Annotated in this window: 21 protein-coding genes; 6 read left to right on the forward strand and 15 right to left on the reverse strand. The window is 34.8% G+C overall.

What is annotated here, in order from left to right:
* Positions 1-94: 94 nt before the first annotated feature.
* From BMX53_RS03655 to BMX53_RS03665, 3 genes are all read left to right on the forward strand, one after another.
* Positions 95-502: a hypothetical protein gene (locus tag BMX53_RS03655; protein ID WP_038985219.1), complete on the forward strand. Its 408-nt coding sequence runs from the start codon at positions 95-97 to the stop codon at positions 500-502.
* Between the two features lie 90 nt (positions 503-592).
* Positions 593-1,009 carry a c-type cytochrome gene (locus BMX53_RS03660; protein ID WP_074744727.1) on the forward strand — a complete coding sequence of 139 codons (417 nt, stop codon included), beginning with the start codon at positions 593-595 and terminating at the stop codon, positions 1,007-1,009.
* Between the two features lie 140 nt (positions 1,010-1,149).
* The gene (locus BMX53_RS03665) at positions 1,150-2,850 is read left to right on the forward strand and encodes a glycoside hydrolase family 32 protein (RefSeq protein ID WP_167357237.1); all 1,701 of its coding nucleotides are present in this window, start codon (positions 1,150-1,152) and stop codon (positions 2,848-2,850) included.
* A gap of 55 nt (positions 2,851-2,905) precedes the next feature.
* Here the strand turns inward: BMX53_RS03665 and BMX53_RS03670 are convergent, their stop codons facing one another.
* The 10 genes from BMX53_RS03670 to trhO form a co-directional block, all read right to left on the reverse strand.
* A complete protein-coding gene (locus BMX53_RS03670) occupies positions 2,906-3,898 on the reverse strand; it encodes a TerC family protein (RefSeq protein WP_074744731.1) in 993 nt (330 codons plus the stop codon).
* 198 nt (positions 3,899-4,096) lie between these two features.
* Positions 4,097-5,092 carry an NAD(P)H-dependent glycerol-3-phosphate dehydrogenase gene (locus tag BMX53_RS03675; protein WP_038985213.1) on the reverse strand — a complete coding sequence of 332 codons (996 nt, stop codon included), beginning with the start codon at positions 5,090-5,092 and terminating at the stop codon, positions 4,097-4,099.
* Between the two features lie 337 nt (positions 5,093-5,429).
* Positions 5,430-6,587 (reverse strand): iron-containing alcohol dehydrogenase, encoded by a 1,158-nt coding sequence (locus tag BMX53_RS03680; protein ID WP_074744733.1) that lies wholly within the window; start codon positions 6,585-6,587, stop codon positions 5,430-5,432.
* A gap of 76 nt (positions 6,588-6,663) precedes the next feature.
* Positions 6,664-7,251, reverse strand: a complete 588-nt coding sequence (gene nadD, locus BMX53_RS03685; RefSeq protein ID WP_038985209.1) for a nicotinate (nicotinamide) nucleotide adenylyltransferase — start codon at positions 7,249-7,251, stop codon at positions 6,664-6,666.
* Positions 7,252-7,260: 9 nt separating this feature from the next.
* Positions 7,261-7,830 (reverse strand): guanylate kinase, encoded by a 570-nt coding sequence (gmk, locus tag BMX53_RS03690; RefSeq protein WP_038985207.1) that lies wholly within the window; start codon positions 7,828-7,830, stop codon positions 7,261-7,263.
* A 30-nt stretch (positions 7,831-7,860) separates the two neighbouring features.
* Complete coding sequence (locus BMX53_RS03695; protein ID WP_080752478.1) at positions 7,861-8,709, reverse strand: YicC/YloC family endoribonuclease; 849 nt, start codon at positions 8,707-8,709, stop codon at positions 7,861-7,863.
* A 1,990-nt stretch (positions 8,710-10,699) separates the two neighbouring features.
* A complete protein-coding gene (locus BMX53_RS03700; protein ID WP_038985204.1) occupies positions 10,700-11,056 on the reverse strand; it encodes an arsenate reductase family protein in 357 nt (118 codons plus the stop codon).
* Between the two features lies 1 nt (position 11,057).
* The gene (locus BMX53_RS03705; RefSeq protein ID WP_006257855.1) at positions 11,058-11,288 is read right to left on the reverse strand and encodes a ferredoxin; all 231 of its coding nucleotides are present in this window, start codon (positions 11,286-11,288) and stop codon (positions 11,058-11,060) included.
* Positions 11,288-12,529, reverse strand: coding sequence for a peptidase U32 family protein (locus BMX53_RS03710; protein ID WP_038985201.1), 1,242 nt, complete (start codon positions 12,527-12,529; stop codon positions 11,288-11,290). The genes BMX53_RS03705 and BMX53_RS03710 overlap by 1 nt, the downstream gene beginning before the upstream one ends.
* A gap of 10 nt (positions 12,530-12,539) precedes the next feature.
* Positions 12,540-13,898 (reverse strand): oxygen-dependent tRNA uridine(34) hydroxylase TrhO, encoded by a 1,359-nt coding sequence (trhO, locus tag BMX53_RS03715; protein WP_074744735.1) that lies wholly within the window; start codon positions 13,896-13,898, stop codon positions 12,540-12,542.
* 369 nt (positions 13,899-14,267) lie between these two features.
* Between trhO and BMX53_RS03720 the strand changes: the two genes are divergently transcribed.
* Complete coding sequence (locus BMX53_RS03720; RefSeq protein ID WP_038985197.1) at positions 14,268-14,597, forward strand: magnetosome magnetite crystal formation protein family; 330 nt, start codon at positions 14,268-14,270, stop codon at positions 14,595-14,597.
* A gap of 43 nt (positions 14,598-14,640) precedes the next feature.
* Here the strand turns inward: BMX53_RS03720 and BMX53_RS03725 are convergent, their stop codons facing one another.
* From BMX53_RS03725 to BMX53_RS03740, 4 genes are all read right to left on the reverse strand, one after another.
* Entirely contained in the window at positions 14,641-15,087 is a 447-nt protein-coding gene (locus BMX53_RS03725) for a DinB family protein (protein ID WP_074744737.1), read from the reverse strand.
* Positions 15,088-15,168: 81 nt separating this feature from the next.
* Positions 15,169-15,546: a VOC family protein gene (locus BMX53_RS03730; RefSeq protein WP_074744739.1), complete on the reverse strand. Its 378-nt coding sequence runs from the start codon at positions 15,544-15,546 to the stop codon at positions 15,169-15,171.
* Between the two features lie 113 nt (positions 15,547-15,659).
* Positions 15,660-16,082: a lipocalin family protein gene (locus BMX53_RS03735; protein ID WP_074744741.1), complete on the reverse strand. Its 423-nt coding sequence runs from the start codon at positions 16,080-16,082 to the stop codon at positions 15,660-15,662.
* A 19-nt stretch (positions 16,083-16,101) separates the two neighbouring features.
* Entirely contained in the window at positions 16,102-16,527 is a 426-nt protein-coding gene (locus BMX53_RS03740; protein WP_038985287.1) for a lipocalin-like domain-containing protein, read from the reverse strand.
* A gap of 419 nt (positions 16,528-16,946) precedes the next feature.
* Between BMX53_RS03740 and BMX53_RS03745 the strand changes: the two genes are divergently transcribed.
* The gene (locus BMX53_RS03745) at positions 16,947-19,463 is read left to right on the forward strand and encodes a DUF2339 domain-containing protein (RefSeq protein WP_074744743.1); all 2,517 of its coding nucleotides are present in this window, start codon (positions 16,947-16,949) and stop codon (positions 19,461-19,463) included.
* A 36-nt stretch (positions 19,464-19,499) separates the two neighbouring features.
* Positions 19,500-20,726 carry a hypothetical protein gene (locus BMX53_RS03750; protein ID WP_074744745.1) on the forward strand — a complete coding sequence of 409 codons (1,227 nt, stop codon included), beginning with the start codon at positions 19,500-19,502 and terminating at the stop codon, positions 20,724-20,726.
* Between the two features lie 44 nt (positions 20,727-20,770).
* Here the strand turns inward: BMX53_RS03750 and def are convergent, their stop codons facing one another.
* Positions 20,771-21,349 carry a peptide deformylase gene (gene def / locus BMX53_RS03755; RefSeq protein WP_074744747.1) on the reverse strand — a complete coding sequence of 193 codons (579 nt, stop codon included), beginning with the start codon at positions 21,347-21,349 and terminating at the stop codon, positions 20,771-20,773.
* Positions 21,350-21,401 lie beyond the last annotated feature (52 nt).

Raw genomic sequence — 21,401 nt, forward strand, 5'->3', positions numbered from 1 at the left:
ACTAATTATATTCAAAAACGATGCCGAAAATCACTTACACCCCATTTTCGTTATTTATATCAAAATAAATTATCTTTGACACAAATTACAAAAGATGAAAAAAGACATTGAGATTCCTGTAGTAAAGGACATAGAGATTGCTATTATAAAAGAATACAATGAAGAGTTCTTAGCGGACTCATGGTATGCATACCTATTTAATAACTCAGACCAAGAGATCGAAGCTATCTTAGTGGTATCACAAGCCGTAGGTGAAATTAATGGCGAAGTGAGAGGAACAGGAGTATTTAGACATGCTTTTAAATCTCTAGCTCCTAAAGAGAACATCAAAATCGAATTACTAGACGAATCAGTATTCAAACTAAGCAATACATTTATGCTTACTTTCTTCCAAGGAGGTAAACTATATGACAAAACATTTACGTTCATCCAAGATTCTTTAGGTGATGCACATTTAACTACGCTTCCTTTTACTACTAAAAAAGGAATTGTAATTAAGTAGTCTGACAGCTTGCTACATACACTCTAATTTATAATCAATCCAAAAGTTAGTTTGCTTAATTTGCTACATATAACTTAAAACTAGATTATTATGAAAATGAAGAATGTATTGAGTATAGTAGCATGCCTTACTGTACTTATCACACTGTTTTCTTTCAATACCAACACGTTTAGTAAAAAAGGAGATACAGAGTGGAAAAACTTAAAAGTACTACCTAAAGACATCTCTAATGATAGTCTTAAAGGACTAATGAGAGGGTATAATGATGCACTAGGTGTAAAGTGTAGTTACTGCCATACTTCTATAGAAGGAACAGATAAACTAGACTTTGCAGCTGACACTAAGAAAGAAAAAGAGTTCGCTAGACATATGATTACGATGACTCATAAGATCAATGCAGAAAACTTTAACTGGGATAATCACCCTAACCCAGAAACTATTGATGTAGTTAGCTGTACCATGTGTCACCGAGGCACAACTAATCCGAGCAAGACTTTAAAAAAGTAAACCATAGATAAGCAGTGTTTTAATAAAAACACTGCTTTTTTTATACCCTTTATTCAAACCAATGTGTTATTTTCTTACATTTAAGTACGAATATGCTAAAACGTACTACAATCAAAGTTTTAATACTTAAAATGAAGAATATGAAACACACGCATAGGTTCCAAGTATCTGTAACGGATAAATATTTGCTTTTTCCTTATCACGATAAGAGCGACGAAAGTCAAATAAGCATTTTAGACAACAAAGGGAATGTAATAAGGCAATTCCATACCCGTATCACAGATAAGCCTCCATTGTATTACATAAAGTTTGATAGTGCCGAACTGCTCCATACTACAGTAGTACTTTCGATAGTAACAGATCTTCCACTAAACAGTGTTACAGATATTATCAAACAGTCTAGTGATCCCGACCCTACCACTCTAGACGACTTCAGACCAGTATACCACTTTACAGCTCCTACAGGATGGTTAAGCTCTCCTAATGGACTATTCTATAAAAAAGGAAACTACCACCTATATTATCAACACAATGCCTATGGCAACAAATATGAGAACATCATCTCCACACATGCTGTCTCAGATAATATGATCGACTGGCATACTAAAAACACCCCAACACATATAGGCAACATAAACGAAACTCACAATAAGAGTATCGTTATAGACAAAGAGAATATAGCTGGTTTTGGTAAGAATGCTATCCTCGCATTTTATACTTCCTGTATGTCTCCTTATAGCATACACCTAGCTTATAGCTCTAATAAAGGCAAAACCTTTACCTCATATACAAATAATCCTATCCTAGCTTACAATACAGACCAAGAGATCAACGATCCTAAAGTCTTCTGGCATGATGCTTCTAAGAGTTGGGTCATGGTTATACCCACTTCACCTACTATCTCTATCTATAACTCTAGCAATCTTAAAGATTGGAATAAACTAAGTGATTTTGGCGTTGGTATAAGCTCTAATAAAGGAACATGGCACTCACCTGACTTATTCGAACTTCCGTATGGCAAAACCACAAAATGGGTACTCCTGCTAGACACAAAAACAGGTGCTCCTAATGGAGGTAGCGGTACACAGTACTTTATAGGTGAGTTTGACGGAAAGACCTTCACTGCAGATAACACCTCTACTGCTTTATGGCTCGACTATGGCAAGGATCACACTTCGAGTATGATATGGCATAATACTCCTAAAGATAAAGTAACCTATATAGCATGGATGAGTAACTGGGAATATACTAAGAACCTTCCGTCTAAGGCATTTAAGAACGCAATGACTATACCTCGTAACTTAGAGCTTGGAACTAATGGAGAACAAATCGTACTCAAAAGCTACCCAGTCAAAGAGCTAAAGAAGATACGTGAAGAAGTCTCTGAGTTCCAAACTCAGTTATTAGACAAATCACTAAATATACAGTACTTCCTAGATGATAATCAGGGAGCCTATGAGATTATACTAGAGTTTGACATCGTTGATACTAAGACACAGAGAGTAAAGTTTAGTTTACTCAACACTGAAGGCGAAAGACTGCAATACACCTTAGATCTAACAAAAGGTTTACTCTTAGTAGATCGATCTGAGAGCGGAGATTGCTCATTCTCTAAGCGATTTAGCAAGAAGCTAATCACCGCGCCTCTACAAGTCGAAAAGAAATATAAATTCAAATTGTATGTAGATAAATGCTCAGCAGAACTGTTCTTAAACAAGGGAAAAACAGTTATGACTAACCTTATCTTTCCTTCAGAACCTTATAATAGCCTACAGCTATCAGTAGAAGAAGGTAGAATAGACATTACTAAGTTCAGAGTACACAGTCTACACAATTCATAACACAAAAGCCCCTCTAGGTACTAGAGGGGCTTTCTTATATTATATAATTAGTTTTTTACTTAGTGCTAACCTCTTTTTTAGGAGGAAACATAAATGATGCTATTACTGATAAAGTTAATACACCACCGATAACAGATAACGACACCATAGAGTCTACGTGGTAGAATGGTGATATTATCATCTTAGTACCAATAAACGCAAGTATAATTGCTAAACCATATTTCAGTTTAGAGAACTTATCCATAAAGTTAGCCAACAAGAAATAAAGTGATCTCAAACCTAATATAGCGAAAATATTAGATGTATATAAGATGAATGGATCATCAGGTGCAATAGCGAAAATAGCTGGAATACTATCTACTGCAAAGATCACATCCGTAAATTCAATTACCATAAGAGCAACGAACAATGGGGTTACCATACGCACTCCATTCTTAACAGTGAAGAACTTCTCTCCATCATATTCATCACTTACCTTAAAGAACTTGTGTACCATACGCACAGCAAAATTCTTAGACAAGTCTTCATTCTCATCGTGCTCATCCTTAGCGAACCACGATTTAATACCAGAGATAAGTAAGAATACCCCGAATACAGTTAATACAGCATTAATCTCTACTGTCTGACCAAAGATCTCCATAGCAGGTAGATAAGTCATATTAATGATCTCAACACCAGCGAAAATAAAGATCGCTCTAAATACTAAAGCTCCAATTATCCCCCAAAACAAAACTCTGTGATGTAACTCCTTAGGTACTTTAAAGAAAGTAAATACTAATATGAATACAAATAAATTATCTACAGAGAGAGCCTTTTCTATCCAATAAGCTGATTGGAATCGTGCGAAGTTCTCGAAGTCCATATAATAATATATCACTCCACTAAAACACATCGCTAGACCAATCCATACTACAGTCCATATCAACGCTTCTTTAGTCGATACTGTGTGACTATGTCTATTAAATACTCCTAAGTCAAGAAGTAGCATAATAATAACTACTACTCCGAATACCCCTAATAAACCAGGGTGATTAATTAAATGATCCATGTTCTATTTTTTAACTCGACAAAACTAAAAGTAATATTCTCCCCCAAGAGAAACCCTCTTAACTAACATTAAATCAACAAATTACAAACTTACTTTTAAACAGCCAAAAAACAGAGTAAAAAAATAACCTATTGAATTTCAATAGGTTATTGACTATATTTTTTCAAAAAACAAAACACGGTCAATTAGATATTTTTTTTAATCTAATTTCTCAGTTAGTTTTCTAAATACCTTTTTAGGATCTTTTCCGTTGTATAATATTTCATATACAGCATTGATTATCGGAGTTTTAGCACCATACTGTTTATTCAGTTCATACGCACTCTTAGTCGCGTAGTACCCTTCCGCTATCATATTCATCTCCATCTGAGCAGACTTTACTGTATATCCCTTTCCTATCATATTACCGAACATACGATTACGAGAGAACAGAGAGTATCCTGTCACTAATAAATCTCCTAGATAAGCCGAATTATTAATATTACGCTTCATACGGTGTACTTTCTTGATAAACTTCTTCATCTCGCGAATAGCATTACTCATTAGCAGAGCCTGGAAGTTATCGCCATACCCTAATCCATGAGCTATACCACATGCCACAGCATAGATATTCTTAAGTACAGCAGCATACTCAGTACCGATGATATCATCAGTAGTCTTAGCCTTGATATAATGACTACTTACACAGTTAGAAATTACCTTAGCATACTCCTCCGTTTGACATGCGATAGTCAAATAAGACAAACGCTCTAAAGCAACCTCCTCAGCATGACAAGGTCCAGTTAGAACAGCTATATTCTCATAAGGTACATTATATGTTTGGTGGAAGTGTTCTCCCACGATAAGACTAGTTTCAGGAATAATCCCTTTAATAGCAGAGACAATTACCTTTCCCTCTAAGCTCACATGTAGATTAGTCATCTCTTGTGATAAAAAAGCAGACGGAATAGCGAATATCACATAATCAGCATAAGAGATAGCCTTATTGATATCATTAGTAAGTCTTAGTTGATCTACATCAAACTCCACAGAACTAAGATAGTTCGGATTGTGGTAATTTACTTTTATCTCTTCTAATGCAGACTCATTTCGCATATACCATGCAATCTCAGTTAGGTTCTCGCTCAACATTTTTACTATAGCAGTAGCCCAGCTCCCACCACCTATAACTGCAATTTTTGGATATTCATTCATACACTAAGTTTATTAGTTGGTCAAAAGTAAGTAAAAAACACATTGCAAACAATTACATACTTAATAGCTTATGATGAAAGATTACATAATTTATTCAACAAAAATTGAAATATATCTAACTTTTAATCAAATAACAGCTCTTAAAAAACACTTTTGTTTACGTATCCACATTTTAGTTTAATTAACGACAAAGCATATAAAAACACTTTAAACCATCACTTTTAGATTAAATTAACAGTAAAAAATGCATACTGCTAATCTAATCCCCTAAAACAGACCATAATAAAAAAGCACACTAGTCTGACAGACAGTGTGCTTAAGAACTTATTTAATATCTCTATAAACTCATTTTTACTATTTCTCGCACTTTAGCAGGAGTGATATTTTTCTTTTCACCCATAGCTACCCAGCCACGTTCTTCAAATCTATTAACGATCCATTCTACAGCGCGATTACCATCATCTGTATAATCACTTAACTTAGTCTGTACCCCTAACGAATGGAAAAACTCTACCATCTTATCAATAGCCTCTCTAGCTACCTCATCATCACTACCATTAAGGTTAAACACTCTACGTCCTAGCTGACTTAGTTTCTCCTTCTTAGTCTCCAGCATCACCCTATATAAGTTAGGCCCTATGATAGCTAACGTTCTACCATGGTCTATGCCATAAAGTGCTGTAAGCTCATGACCAATAGCATGCGTCACCCAGTCCTCGTGTACACCCTTCGAGATAAGCCCATTTAGAGCCATTGTACAGCACCACATATAGTTCATGGCTGCATCGTAGTCTGTAGGATCTTTTAGTACCTTAGGAGCTACCTCTATAAGTGTCTGAAGGATACCTTCTGCAAATCTGTCTTGTACTGGAGCATTCTGTGGATAAGTAACATACTGCTCTAACACATGGATAAACGCATCCGTGATACCATTAGCAATCTGCTTCTGCGGTAGAGAAGCTATCACCATAGGGTCACACACAGAGAACACAGGATATAATACCTCTCCTGAGAAAGAGAGCTTCTCCTGAGTCGCCTCGATTGTCACCACTGCACCACAATTCATCTCACTTCCCGTAGCAGGTAGCGTTAATATAGCTCCGTAAGGCATCGCCTTCCAGTTCACATTTAATTTCTTTTGAACAATATCTATAGAGTTTCCTTCATAGTGTACCGCGGCAGAGATAAACTTCACCCCATCTATCACACTACCACCTCCTACACCTAAGATAAAGTCAACCTTTTCTCTCTTTATAACCTCTACAGCCTTTACTAAAGTCTCGTACTTAGGATTAGGCTCCACACCACTAAACTCTACTACATCATACCCTACTAATGCCTCTATTACCTGAGCGTGCACACCATTCTTAAGTATGCTACCTCCTCCGTATACGATAAGCACTTTACTCTTCTTATCTATATACTTATTGATCTCAGCTATCTGCCCCTTACCGTATAATAAACGGGTAGGGTTATATAATTCAAAATTCAACATAATCTCTTTCTTTTATCTGTAATTACCTTATAAAAGTAAAAAAAGGAATGCTATCGCATTCCTTTTTCACTCTTAATTATTTCTTATAAAATAGGTTGTGGTCAATATATTTCCACACCTCTTTATCTAATAATGGCATAATATTTTTTCCTTCTTTAATAGAATCCCTAATAAACGTAGCTGATATCTCCATGATAGGAGCATTATCTACTAAGTGAATATTCGGGTGACTAAGTAGAGGATTGTCCTCCTGCTTATCCATAAATATACGCGGATACACATAGATAGCATATCGCTCTAGTAGTATCTCATAATTCTTCCACTTCGGCAGACTATCCAGGTTATCCTGCCCCATTAGCAGAGAAAACTCATGCTTAGGGTAGCGCTCGTGAAGATGCGCCATTGTATTCACTGTATAGTTAGGTTGTGGAAGATTAAACTCTATATCAGAAGGTTTGATATAGTCATAGTCAGCCGTAGCTAAGTTGACCATATGTATTCTGTGAAAGTCCTCTAGCAGTCCCTTCTTCTTTTTCAGTGGACTATGAGGAGTCACCACCATCCATACCTCATCGAGATCAGTGTACTGCACCATATGGTTAGCAATCACTAAATGCCCGATGTGAATAGGATTAAATGTCCCGAAATACAATCCGACCTTCATAGTATTCTCTTATTTTATAAAGTTCTTTACTAACTCTACAGCTTCATTCTTAGCTGTATCTAAGTCATAATTCTTAATAATCATGTCAAACTGTGGAGCAGTAGCTAACTCTACAGAAGCCTTAGCGATACGCATATTGATCTTGTCTTCACTCTCTGTAGAACGTTTCTTAAGACGAATCTTAAGTTCATCTATACTAGGTGGTTTTACGAATACTGCTAAAGTCTCCTCAGGGAATTTGCGCTTAATACGCAATCCTCCAGCCACATCAATATCGAAGATCACATTCTTACCTTCAGCCCATAGACGCTCTACTTCACTGCTTAGCGTTCCGTAGAAGTTATCTCTATACACTTCTTCCCATTCTAAGAACTTCTCTCCTTTTATATTTTGTTTAAACTCTTCAAGAGAAATAAAATAGTAATCTTTACCGTTTTCTTCTTCACCTCTAGGTGCACGAGATGTACAAGAAATAGAGAACGCTAGGTTCAGATCTTCTTGTTCTAATAAATGTTTTACTATTGTAGTTTTACCTGAACCAGACGGTGCAGAGAAAACGATTAATTTACCTCTTTGCATAATAATATTCTGTCGTGTTGTATATATGGATTAAAGCACGTTTAACACTTGCTCTTTTATTTTCTCTAACTCATCTTTCATCTTCACCACTATCTTTTGCATCTCAGCATGGTTAGATTTAGATCCCATTGTATTGATCTCACGCCCCATCTCTTGACCGATAAACCCAAGTTTACGACCATTAGCTTCAGCTCCTTCTAATGTTTCGATAAAGTAATCTAAGTGTTTACTAAGACGTACTTTCTCCTCCGTGATATCCATTTTCTCTAGGTAGTAGATTACCTCTTGTTCATATCTATTCTCATCGATATTAAGTTGTAGCTCTACTAGATTAGCACGTAATCTCTCTTTTACAGTCACGATACGCTCTTTATCCAATACAGACACCTCATCCATATACTTGCGAATGTTACCGATACGAAGTCTAAAGTCATTCTCTAACGAAGATCCTTCACTAGCTCTGAACTCTTTCATATTAGCGATAGCCTCAGTGATAACTTTCTCTATCTCCTTCCATTCATTCTCGTCTAGTTCGGCACGCTCCACCTTAAGTGCGTCTGGCATACGTACAGCCATCTTCATTAATTCTGTAGCATCAGCATCTGGAATGATCGCTTTCATCTGATCAATATATGCCATCACGATAGGTCCATTAATCTTGTTAGAAGTTTCTTCTGCTGTGATCTCGCTGTATAACGAAAAATCAACTTTTCCACGCTCTAACTCTTGAGCGATAAGGTTGCGCAGTGGTAACTCTTTCTCTCTATATGTCAAAGGCAATCTAACATTTAAGTCTAAGCTTTTGCTGTTTAGTGATTTTACTTCTACTGTGATTTTCTTTGTTGGTAACTGCAAACATGCTTTACCAAACCCTGTCATCGATTGTATCATATATTAAAAAATAATAGGTGCAAAGGTATGAAAATCATTACTAACTAGCTTATAAATAGCACAAAATCCTACACTCCTCACAATTTCTTTTCTCATTATCAACGAATTCCATCGGCGTACACTATATCTACTAACATATACAGCAATTCGAACATCTCATTCGTTAACTACTCAAAGAGAACAATAAGTATGCTTTAAACATAAATAGATAAAGAGGAATAGATAATATATATAAGAAGTATACACAACAATTGGCCACTTTTGACCTCATTTGACGATAATGGTCACGCATGCTCTTTTTGGTCGAGAATGAAGATTTAAAAAACCATCAATCAATTAACAATCAATACTATACGTAATTTTAATTTTGATTTGTTTTGATACTGTTTGGAACATCCCCGTATTTACTTGGGTTAAGAGGCTGTTTTCAAAACGACACCAAACCCGTACCCAAACAATCTACTAACCAACTTAGACTAACAAAGAGATGAATCTCTAAAACAAGACAGCCAAAACAGGTCAATATAACCATAAGTGACCAAATTAATCACTGCTTACTGACATCAGATATAAGCATAAAAAAAGAGAGCTATAAAGCTCTCTTTTATGTTGTATTCTCCTACAATTTTTTCGTTTCATCGTTACCATAGGAGATAACCAAAACAACCATAACTATGAACTACGCCTTCTAAGTCCTTATTTAGACCACCACAATCTACAAAGTCAGCAATAGTTTAGTATCGACGATGAAACTATGTGAATTAAATTTTGTAATCAAAACTGAACAACCTAACCTAAACCTTCTGTTTTAATTTAATCCCCAAGCACTTAAAACTTTTTCTTTCTTTTCTTTTATAAAGGAATTATAGCAATTCTTCCCTTTCGTTTTCATTATTAAGACACCGAACATCACATTTGGTCACACATTTTTTTAAAAAAAATTACAAAAAAAATATAACACAATGAAAACCAACTAAATAAAAAGTAAAAAAATAAGCTAAGGCACTAGGTGCCTTAGCTCAAAACATTAAATAAAAACCTAATTAATTGATTTTTTGAAAGCCAAAAAAGTCAACTTACACAAACACAAACTTTAATTACTTAAAGTTCTCTGTTTTATTTTAGAGCTGTGGGGCGAAGTAATTGCTCAGTATATATCTTATTCTATTTATATCAGATCATAGTTGTAACTCCCTCCAGAATGAGATTACTCATCATTGATTATATCTCTTACTCTCAGGTTACTCTTCCAAAAGTCTTTAAATAATTCCATCTTATGGGATAAACTTGTTCAAAACGGATAAAACAGCGACTGAAACGTAGCCTCTCTCTATTGAATACTAGAACAAAAGAAAATAAATACCCTATCCGTCAAGTAGTAAAGTACACTAATCAAAATACAGCGGCCTAAGTATCCTCAATATAAACACTCCTAACTAAAGACAATCAATCAAACATAAATCAATAATAGTGTAATACTTCAAACAATGTCTGTACACATACAGACTTTATCTATCTATATATCTTATCTTTAGACTATAACTACACAACATAACTAAATCGCTAAAACTATGGTAACTATTAAGAGAAAAGTCATCTCGACTTGCTTTGTACTCGTTCTCTTCTTTACAGGAGTACATACGTATGACCTCATCATATTATATAGACATACAGGAGCTATCTCATATAAAGATTTCTTACCATTGATCCCTTTAGTTATACCAGCAGGTATATTTTTTAACGCTCTATTTCTTCAGAAGAAACAGTAACGAAACATACCATTGCTTAGAACTACAGTACATAATATCTAATCCATCAGAATAGTGCAGATATTAGTTCAAACAACAAAAGAAGATGTTTACTATGGTAATTGATTTATCTAAGATTTTGAATATTGGCCTACTATTCTAGTGAAAGGGTACGATTAAAAATACAGAAAACAAAAAGGGTGTCCCAGAAGGACACCCTTTTCATCTATTTACTTATTTTTCACTTGTTCTATAGCAGCTTCAACTACTTTCTTACTGTTCCCCACATAGATGTTACCATCGATAAACATCACAGGGCGGTTAAGGAAAGTGTATTGCTCCAAGATCAGTTTTTTGAAGTCTTCTTCTTGAAGGTTCTTATCCTTTAGTCCTTCACTCTTGTATAGTTGAGCACGTTTATTAAATAGCTTTTCGTAGCTACCTACTAACTTATACATCTCATCTAACTGCGGTGCAGTCACAGGATTCTTCTTAATCTCTTGTAGTTCGAAACTCTCTATCTCTGGCATCTCTGCTAAGATACGCTTACATGTACCACAAGTACTTAGGTAATATATCTTTCTCATATTATACGTCTTTTACGGTAATGATGTGTACTGGACAAACTTTCTCTGCTTGTTCACATGCCTCTAAAATAGTATAATCTGGTGACTTTAGCGTATGAAATCCTTTATTATTAACTGATTTCAACAGAACCGTCTTACCATCTTTCTTAGACATCTGAAACTGTTGAGGGGCTACCTCTACACAGTAATTACATCCGATACACTTATCTCGTTGTAGAGTAACTATGACCATTATGCTTCTACTATTTTATACAGTTTATCTGATAGACGTATTCTAAAAGGTATCTTAATAGTACAATCATCTCCTTTAGTGGCTTTCTCTACCTTCTGTTCGTTTACGAATAGCTCATCTACGATTAACTCCTGTGCTCCTGTACTCGGCCCAGTGATAAGGATCTTATCTCCTATCTTGATATCATAAGCCTCGATTTTAAACTCTCCGATAGATGCCTTTTGGAAGTAGTGTGCCGCTTTACCTACATACACTTTCTTCTGCGTAGCGTTACTACCTGGATTATCACTCCACTCACCTAATTTCTGTCCTAAGTAGTATCCACTCCAGAATCCACGGTTATACACCGTCTCTAAAGCCTTCATCCACTCCGCTACTTTCTCTTGAGAATAAGTACCATCAGCGATAGAGTCAATAGCCTCGCGGTAAGTATGTATCACTGTAGCTACATACTCAGGAGCTCTACCTCTACCCTCTATCTTCAGTACCTTAGTACCTGCATCGATTACTTGATCTAAGAAGTCTAACGTACACAAGTCTTTAGGAGACATCATATACTCGTTATCTATCTCTATCTCAAAACCAGTTTCTTGGTCTATAACGGTGTATTTCTTACGACAGTTTTGTTTACACGCTCCTCTGTTAGCAGATGAGTTATGTGAGTGTAAGCTTAAGTAACATTTACCAGATACTGCCATACACAATGCTCCGTGACCGAAGATTTCTATCTCTATTAAGTTACCAGATGGTCCCTTAACTTGCTCTCTTTCGATCGCTTCAGTAATCTTCTTCACTTGGCGTAAGCTCAGCTCACGCGAAAGAACAATAGTATCAGCGAATAAACTGTAGAACTTAACAGTCTCAATGTTTGTCACATTTAGCTGAGTAGAGATATGCACTTCTAACCCAATAGCTCTCGCAGATGCGATAACTGCCTGGTCAGATGCAATAACAGCTGTAAGCCCTGCCTCTTTTGCTTTATTCAATAAGGTCTTAACCACTGATAAGTCATGGTCATAAACGATAGTGTTTAATGTCAAATAAGTACGTACATTCTTCTCTTTACATCTTCTCGCGATCTCTTCTAAATCGTCAATAGAAAAGTTCACTGTAGAACGCGCACGCATATTCAATTGGTCTACTCCGAAATATACTGAGTCTGCACCGTTATCTAATGCGGCCTGTAAAGACTCGAAGTTACCTGCAGGAGCCATTAGCTCTACTCTTCCTGAAACTGTCATATTCTTTATCTTAGTCTATTATTTTATACAATTGGTCATTCTTACGAATACGGAAGTTTAACTCCATAGTCATCTTATCTCCATTATTAGCTGTACTAACCTCAGCTCCATTCACCATCATCTTCTCTATAGTTAGTCTCTCATCACCTGTAGTAGGTCCTACGATAGCTATTTTATCTCCAACGTTTAACTCTCTGTCAACAATAAACTGCCCTACACTCGCTTTAGTAAAGTAGTGCTGAGCTGTACCGATAAGTACTTTTCGTTCTACTTGTTTCTTGCGGATTTGTGTTACTGCACTTACCTTCACTGCCTTGATCTCATCAGTAGCACTGCGTTCTCCTTGGAACTTTAATGCTTCTGAACGCCCTTTTTTGAACACTAAGTTTCCTTTTTGTACTCCTTGACGTAAGCGTTTTTGTTCATCCTCTGGTAATTGAATGATGTCTAAACACTCATCAGAACAACATCCGTGCATCTTCTCAGCACACTCATCACACTGAATGAACAATAAGTGACATGCTTCATTAGCACAGTTTACGTGAGTATCACATGGTTTACCACATTGGTGGCAGTTAGAGATAATATCGTCAGTGATACGCTCTCCAAGACGGTGGTCAAACACGAAGTTTTTACCAATGAACTTACTCTCTAATCCTTCTGCTTTTACCTGACGAGTGTACTCGATAATACCTCCTTCTAATTGGTATACATTCTTAAACCCATTGTGTTTAAAGTAAGCTGATGCTTTCTCACAACGGATACCTCCTGTACAGTACATCAATAAGTTTTTCTCCTCTTTGATATCCTCTAATTGGTCTTTAATGATTGGCAGTGATTCACGGAAAGTGTCCACGTCTGGAGTGATCGCTCCTACGAAGTGTCCTACTTCACTCTCGTAGTGGTTTCTAAAGTCCACTACTACTGTGTTAGGATCCTCTAATAATTCATTGAATTCTTTTGCCTTTAAGTGAATTCCCTTATTAGTAACATCGAATGTATCGTCGTTTAATCCGTCTGCTACAATCTTATTTCTAACCTTTACTGTTAGTTTTAAGAATGATAAGTCGTCTTGTTCTACCGCTACATTCAGACGGATTCCTTTCATAAAGTCATACTGCTCTAACGTATCTCTAAATGCATCAAACTGTGATGCAGGTACAGACATCTGAGCATTAATACCCTCATGAGCTACATAAGTACGTCCTAAAGCGTCTAATGCATCCCAAGCACGGAATAAATCGTCTCTAAATTGTTGTGGGTTTTCTATTTTGGCGTACGCATAGAAAGATAAAGTCAAACGGTTCTCTCCCGCTTGTTCGATAAGTTCTGCTCTTTCTTCTGCGCTTAATGTGTTATACAGTTGCATGCTATATACTTTTAAGTGTAGATTATATATGTTTGAAATCCTAAATGGAAGAATTTCGGTGCAAAGATAATATTTTGCTCAATAATGGAGAATTAAACATCATAAAAATTGCATAAATAACTAAATATCAAACTATTCTAGGTTATTTTTATAACCTCAGCTTCTAAAACATTAATTCGATAATGAATAATCTCCTCAAAATAAATGGAATAAATACAGTCTGGCAATTTCACTTATATTAGAATAAATGCATCTTCTAAAAACTCCTTAAAATATCCCTATAAACAGCCATTTTAGTACTACAAATACACTTAAGTAGTTATATATAAAACATTTATACAGATATTTGTTTGAACTAAAATTGTAAAAATGGATAATAAAACTTTATCAATCGTATCGTACATCACTGTAATAGGATGGATAGTAGCCTTCTTTTTAGGCAAAGAAAAAGCAGATAACTTACTAAAGTATCACCTTAGACAAGCTCTAGGTGTAGTGGTTCTAAGTTTCGCTTTAGGAATAGTAATACAAGTAGTAGCTAGAATACTGCCAGCTATGGCTATGCTAATAAGCTCAGTATTATACCTTATCTCAATTGGATATATGGTAATCGGTATTCTTAACGCAGCAGGTGAAAAACAAAAACCATTGCCTATTATCGGACAATGGTCAGATAAGACGTTCTCATTTATTAAATAGTATACTTATAAAAGGGGGTACTGTGATACCCCCTTTACTATACTTAGGCTTTAAAGTCAAAATCCTCAAAGATTTGCTCTAAGTGATGTTCCAAATGAGAAACATAGTCAGCAAACAGAAACGATAATGTATGACCATTGGCCGTATGCTTATCTAAGACCTCTGGAGAAATAGTACAAATAAGGTTTAGCAAAAAAGCATTGTACATCTTCCACGTATCTATCACTAATTCTTGTGACATCTGCTGATATGACGTGGCTAATACCCACTCATTTTGTGCGTAAGAAATAACAGGATTAGCTTCAAACTGCCCTCTCACAAAACGGTGATGGTTATTAGTAGCACTGTCTATTAGATGTCCTACTAGCTCTTTCTTACTCCATTTGTCTGGAGCTGTTTTATGAGCAAACTCTTCTTCTGTAAACGCGTTTAGTTTACTGGGTAAGGTATCTATATAATACTGTAATTTACTAAGGTCTGATGTTTTCATATTGTTTAATCAATTTAAAGTAAAAGTAAAAAAAGCCCCCCTATAGGTAGCTGATAATTATACGGAGTGCGTCTGACAAAATTAGATATTATGGGCTATACGCCAAAGAACACCTGAAGGGTCTATGAGTACAAAGTCTCTCATACCCCACTCACGATCTTCTACATCAGTAAGTCTAATAGAATACTTAGTCTGTAAATCAAGATTAACTATATGGGTGTACCAGTCATCAGCATTCTCTACTTGTAAGTGAAACATCATATTCTCTGATGCTTCTTGATTATAAAAGTTCTGTAGAAAGAACTTCTGTGTACCACATGCTAATAGACATAGTTCATCACTCTGCCATAAAGTATCAAATCCTAAAGCGGTATAGAATGATATAGATGTTTCAAAGTCCTTACAAGGAATGAAAGGCTTTAGATCGATTATAGCTAAATCAAGTGTATTCTGTTTCATTAGTTCTAATTATTAAATCACCATACACTAACAAAAATAATAGATACTATGATAAAAACATAAAAAAAGCTACTCCGAAGAGTAGCTCTAAAATTATATGAAAGTGTTAGTCCTTACTTTTTAGTGAACTCTTCAGTTACACCATTAGCAGTAAGCTTTAATACATTCTGATCCACGATCTCGTAAGTATAAGTAGCAGATTTCACAGAAGTAGAATCTGTACCAACCATAGTAGTCTCAAAGGTAATAGTGTTATCCACCATTTTCCATTTAGTGTACTGATTAGCTTGGTCTTTAATAGAAGACATTGTTCCGTCTTCTTTTAATTCAAATCCTTGTAATAAACTTGCATCAGCACCATTTGGTTGTGTCCACTCACCTACCAAATGTTTCATGTCAAGAATTACAGGAGTAGACTCCGCTACTGTCTCTGTTGGTGTAGTTTCTTCTACTACTGGAGCTTCTGTCTGTTGTTTACAAGAAGCGAAAGCGATAGCTACTAAAGCTAAAGCAAGAACTGTTTGTTTAATTTTCATTTGTTTAATCCGAAAAAGATTACTTCTTAGTGAAAGAGTCTTTAGACTCACCATTAACTAGGTTTAATGTTGTACCATCAACCACCTCAAACTGATATGACACAGTATCTACAGCAGATGTACCGTTACCGATGCTCTCTTGTTCTAAGAACAATTTGTCTCCGTCTACCCACCATTTGTTTGTTTTAAGCGTAGCCATATTAATAGAAGTAGCAGTTCCGTCTTCTTTTAATTCGAAACCTTGAACCTCTTTGTCATTAATAGGGTTTGGTTGAGTCCAAGAACCAACTAATACTTTAGTGTCTACAGCTACAGGTGCTGCAGTCTCTTCTACTACTTCAGTAGTTGTTGTTTCTTCTGTTACAGGAGCTTCTGGTTGTTGTTTACAAGAAGCAAAAGCGATAGCCATAAATGCGATAGCTAAAGTCATTTTTGTTAATTTCATAGCTGTATAAATCATTGATTTTGATAGACCAAATGTATGCAAGCGAAGTGTGAAAAAATTATTTTAAGAACAATTTAACCAAGCTTATAACAAACAGTAAAACAATTAATTACAAATAAACTTTTTGAATAAAATCCGTTTTTTAGTTAAAAAATAACACAGCCATTTTAAAAATATTCTTGTGAAGTAATACAAGGATAAAAAAGAATAATACCAATATGAAACTTTCATACAATAATTAGATATGAAATACTCTTTTTTAAGTTACCTCTATAAGTAAAATAACATAAAGAAAGTGCATCATTAGTATCAGGCACCTATTAAATGTTAAAGCATTCTTTTTTTTGCTATTTTTACTATTAAGTTTAGTAAAAATCTTATTTAAAAAAGATATTACACAACACTAAAACTAATCAATTATGGAATACTTAATCTTCCTTTTATTAGTAATCATCTTTATATTCCTAATAAGTAACTCTCAAAAGTCTAGTAAAGTCAGTACAAAACTTAATACGACTGAGCAAAAAATAGATGTACTCTATCAAATGCTAAAGGATCTACACGAGAGCGTAGATTCTCTTAAGAAGAATGGAGTACACACAGTAGATAAACCTATCACAAGTGAGGTAGAACAAGCTGTAACAGCACCAATCCCTCCTGCCGAGGTAAGTCCTTCACCTGTTGAATCTATAAGTATAGTTCCTGAAACTATAGAACAACCTGTATTAGAATCTATAGATCCTATAGAAGACACTAATACCCCTCCTCCCCTACCAACAAGTGAAATACAGCATACTCCAGAAGAAAACCACAGACAACAAACTGTAGACTACAATACAGCGTCTTCTTATGAGAGTAAGTTTATGAAAAAGTTAAAAGAAGTAAACTGGCTAAATGCTATCGGTATAATCACTTTAGTGCTAGGGATAGGTTTCTTTGTAAAATACGCTATTGACCAAGATTGGATTAATGAAGTAGGTCGTGTGGCATTAGGTATAGCTGTAGGTGGTATCATAGTAGGAATAGCTCATAAACTTAGTAGTAAGTATCATGTGTTTTCTTCTATACTTATGGGAGGAGGATTCGCTACATTCTACACGACTATTACCTTAGCCTTTAGAGAATACGAAATATTTAATCAGACTACTGCATTTATTCTTTTAATAGTAATAACAATATTAGCAGTACTCTTATCTATCGCGTATAAGAGACAAGAGCTAGCGATATTTGCTTTTATTGGAGGTATGTTATCACCGCTATTAGTTAGCACAGGTGCTGGTGATCATGTTGTGTTATTCTCTTATATTTTATTATTAAATATAGGGGTGTTATTTGTTGCTATTCGTCAGAAGTGGTTAGTAGTCGACAAATTTAGTTATGTACTAACCTTTCTCTATCTACTCTCTTGGATATTCTCTAAATATCAAGTAGCGCACCAATTATCAGCTAATATATTTATTGCTTTATTCTACCTACAATTCATGGTATTATTAGTGTTACGCTATATTAACTCTTCAAAAGAAAAGTCAGATTGGCAACATTTAATATATATAGTTACAACTAACTTCATTGCTTTATTATGTTTTGCTATAATCCATAATGAAAGTCCTGGAACTAACTACTTAGGGGCTATTATTATTGGTATGGCGTTGGTTAATGCTATGTTTATCATTGTAACAACTCGAGGAGGTAAACCTATAAATAAAGATTTTGTATATACACTACTAGCTGTTACAATAGGACTAGTTTCACTTTCAATTCCAGTACAACTAAGCAAAGTGTATATCACAGTAGTATGGGCTATAGAGATGAGCGTATTATTATGGATATGGACTCGTACTAAAGCTAATTTATTTAGAGCGGGGGCTATAATACTAGCTGTATTGACTGTCTTATCTTATCTAATGGACATTGCTGACTTTAGAGTAGTCTATGAGATTGATACACAAACAAACAAAACAGTACTACTAAATAGCTTGCCTATACTGATTAATAGATATACAATCACTGGTATAGTGGTATTGCTATCTTTAATATTTGCATACTTTACATTAAACAAAAATAAGATAGAGGAAGAAAGTACAATAGGATTAAAACAGCTACCTCTACCTACCCAAATAGTTCTTCAACGTGTGTACTATGTACTAACAATATTAATATCATTCTTAGTAGGGTATCTAGAAATATCTTTCCAAATGTCTAGTCGTGTAGAATACTCTGCAGATGGCTTTATAAGTGGAGCTATGCGAAGCTTTGCATTAGCAACTTACACGATTGTTTATATAGCAACGTATTTATTCTTGAGTAAAAAGAAACCTACTCAATCGTTCTACACGTTGTCATTTATATTTTCTATCTTAATACTATTTATATTTAGTGTTACAGTTACATCATTCAGGTATGCAATATTCTATAACGCTGATTATATACAAGCTTCATTCTTTTTACATTGGATAACTTTTGCAACACTACTGTACATCTATTACTGGCTGTATAAACATCTAAGTATCGTTACTGAACAAGTTACTTTATGGCTAAATGGTGTACTATTTATCTCCTTAGTAGTCATGTTCTCCATAGAACTAGATAATATGATGGTATGGATTAACAATCTACCAGAGACTTACTATTATACACTCTCTAATGTACACTCATATGGTTATCCTATATTATGGGGGCTCATGGCAATGCTTTTAATGGTATTGGGTATTAATAAGCAAAAGACTGAGTTGAGAAAGTTATCTCTAATTAGCTTTGGTGTAATTATACTAAAATTCTATCTATACGATGTATGGGGAATGTCACAAGGAGGTAAAATAGCTTCTTTCGTAGTATTAGGTATTATACTTCTAGTGGTATCATTCCTTCTAGAACGCATTAAATTGCTTTTAAAGGACAAAGAAGCAAACAAGGATACTTCCTCTACAGAAGAATAATATACTTGACCAAAATGCATTAAATAAGACTCATAAATGAAAACATTATATCAAATAACCTTAGCTCTATTGAGTACCTATCTCCTAGGTACTCAAATAGGTTATGCTCAACCTAAAATATATACTGTATCAATTAATCCGATTACAGAAAGTGGATACTACAATATAGAGTTAGATACTAGACTAATAGGAGCAGCTAACTCAGGTTTCTCTAATCTCCGTATTTTACAGAAAGATAGTACTGGTGTTGCTGAAGTGCCTTACTTTATCAGAAATGCACAACCTACTGCAAAGGAAACAAAGATTATAGATTACAAAATATTGAATAGTATAGAACGAGATAGTATTAATCGTTTTATAGTACACAATGAAGAGGCCAAAAAAATCTCTGACTTCTACATAACTATAAATAAAGCAGATGTATCCATCAATGCTGCTGTAAGAGGTAGTAATGATAACAAGAGTTGGTTTATTGTCAAGCAAAAAAAGCCAATCTATAAATATACTTCAACTGATAAGAATGAAATTACACTATTCGTTTCTATACCTGAAGGGCAGTATAAGTATTACGAAATAGAGTTAGTCAATAATCAGTCTTCACCTTTAAAGATAAATAAGGTGACAACAGCAATTGACACAAAGATTTATGGACAGTTCCAACCTACACTTCTGGAGTTAGCAAATACAAAAAACAATAAAAAAGATAAAACAAGTATTGTTTCGTTTACTAAACAGAAACTACAATATAAACTGAGTAAATTAGCTATAGAAATCGATACTCCAAAAGACTACTATCGCAAAGCGATATTAAAAGACACTATAAGCAAAGTTTTAATACCATTTATCCTCTCTTCTAAGAATAGCAATGAATTCATATTAGACGATATATTGGTGCATAACCCTTATATAGAGATCTATAATGGAGATAATACACCTCTGACAATAAAATCTGTCAAGACTTATTCATTAACTCGTTATGCAACTGCTTATTTAAATGCTAATACAAACTATACAATAAGAGTAGATAACATTACTAAGGATATGCCTGACTATGATATACAGCATTTTAAAAATGATATTCCTAGTACTTTACCAATAGTTCAGACACAAGATTTCTACTTTGATCATTTACAAAAAACAGATCCAGAGAAAGTTAAAAAAATGGATAATACGTTGAATAATATACTTTGGGCAGTAATCATAGTAGTAGGACTAGTGATAGCACTGATATGCTACAGAACGTTTAGAAAACTAGATAAATAAAGAAACTTAAAAGGGGTAGCCTAGTAGACTATCCCTTTTGTTTATTATTGTTTCATCTTATAATCAGTAAATACTTTACCATTCATAATCTTATTTAGTTTAGTACCAATTAGCTTTCTTGTTAAAGAGCTCAAGCGATCTATGAATAATACACCTCTAGTATGATCATACTCGTGCTGTATGATACGTGCTGTAGTTCCATAGAATGTCTTAGTATGTGGTTGGAAATCTCTATCTAAGTACTCTATCGTAATCGACCAAGGACGTGTAACTCTCTTAAAAATATCTGGAATACTTAAGCATCCCTCTATCTCATCCCAAGTCTCATCAGATTTACCAATAATACGAGCATTGATAAAAGTCTCTCTCATTCCAGTATCCCCCTCTACGAAGTTTGCCTTGCGCTCATTCTCATCTGCATTCTCATACATCACTATACTATCTACTACGAATAGCTGCTTAGTCTCGCCTATTTGTGGAGCTGCTAATCCACACCCATAAGCGTGTTCCATAGTCTCCCACATATTATCAATTAGTTTACTTAAATCCTCTGAATTACTCTCTACAGTATCACAGTCAACTTTAAGTGTGTTATTTCCGTATGCTAATATTGCTAATTTCATTGTTGTTCTATATTTGGTACAAAGTTCAAGATTAGTTCAATACTATACAATG

Source organism: Myroides marinus, assembly GCF_900109075.1.
Taxonomy (GTDB): Bacteria; Bacteroidota; Bacteroidia; order Flavobacteriales; family Flavobacteriaceae; genus Flavobacterium; species Flavobacterium marinum_A.

Coding starts and splice junctions, on each gene's coding strand:
- BMX53_RS03655 (WP_038985219.1), top strand. CDS start 95: ATGAAAAAAGACATTGAGATTCCTGTAGTAAAGGACATAGAGATTGCT.
- BMX53_RS03660 (WP_074744727.1), top strand. CDS start 593: ATGAAAATGAAGAATGTATTGAGTATAGTAGCATGCCTTACTGTACTT.
- BMX53_RS03665 (WP_167357237.1), top strand. CDS start 1,150: ATGAAACACACGCATAGGTTCCAAGTATCTGTAACGGATAAATATTTG.
- BMX53_RS03670 (WP_074744731.1), bottom strand. CDS start 3,898: ATGGATCATTTAATTAATCACCCTGGTTTATTAGGGGTATTCGGAGTA.
- BMX53_RS03675 (WP_038985213.1), bottom strand. CDS start 5,092: ATGAATGAATATCCAAAAATTGCAGTTATAGGTGGTGGGAGCTGGGCT.
- BMX53_RS03680 (WP_074744733.1), bottom strand. CDS start 6,587: ATGTTGAATTTTGAATTATATAACCCTACCCGTTTATTATACGGTAAG.
- nadD (WP_038985209.1), bottom strand. CDS start 7,251: ATGAAGGTCGGATTGTATTTCGGGACATTTAATCCTATTCACATCGGG.
- gmk (WP_038985207.1), bottom strand. CDS start 7,830: ATGCAAAGAGGTAAATTAATCGTTTTCTCTGCACCGTCTGGTTCAGGT.
- BMX53_RS03695 (WP_080752478.1), bottom strand. CDS start 8,709: ATGACAGGGTTTGGTAAAGCATGTTTGCAGTTACCAACAAAGAAAATC.
- BMX53_RS03700 (WP_038985204.1), bottom strand. CDS start 11,056: ATGAGAAAGATATATTACCTAAGTACTTGTGGTACATGTAAGCGTATC.
- BMX53_RS03705 (WP_006257855.1), bottom strand. CDS start 11,288: ATGGTCATAGTTACTCTACAACGAGATAAGTGTATCGGATGTAATTAC.
- BMX53_RS03710 (WP_038985201.1), bottom strand. CDS start 12,529: ATGACAGTTTCAGGAAGAGTAGAGCTAATGGCTCCTGCAGGTAACTTC.
- trhO (WP_074744735.1), bottom strand. CDS start 13,898: ATGCAACTGTATAACACATTAAGCGCAGAAGAAAGAGCAGAACTTATC.
- BMX53_RS03720 (WP_038985197.1), top strand. CDS start 14,268: ATGGATAATAAAACTTTATCAATCGTATCGTACATCACTGTAATAGGA.
- BMX53_RS03725 (WP_074744737.1), bottom strand. CDS start 15,087: ATGAAAACATCAGACCTTAGTAAATTACAGTATTATATAGATACCTTA.
- BMX53_RS03730 (WP_074744739.1), bottom strand. CDS start 15,546: ATGAAACAGAATACACTTGATTTAGCTATAATCGATCTAAAGCCTTTC.
- BMX53_RS03735 (WP_074744741.1), bottom strand. CDS start 16,082: ATGAAAATTAAACAAACAGTTCTTGCTTTAGCTTTAGTAGCTATCGCT.
- BMX53_RS03740 (WP_038985287.1), bottom strand. CDS start 16,527: ATGAAATTAACAAAAATGACTTTAGCTATCGCATTTATGGCTATCGCT.
- BMX53_RS03745 (WP_074744743.1), top strand. CDS start 16,947: ATGGAATACTTAATCTTCCTTTTATTAGTAATCATCTTTATATTCCTA.
- BMX53_RS03750 (WP_074744745.1), top strand. CDS start 19,500: ATGAAAACATTATATCAAATAACCTTAGCTCTATTGAGTACCTATCTC.
- def (WP_074744747.1), bottom strand. CDS start 21,349: ATGAAATTAGCAATATTAGCATACGGAAATAACACACTTAAAGTTGAC.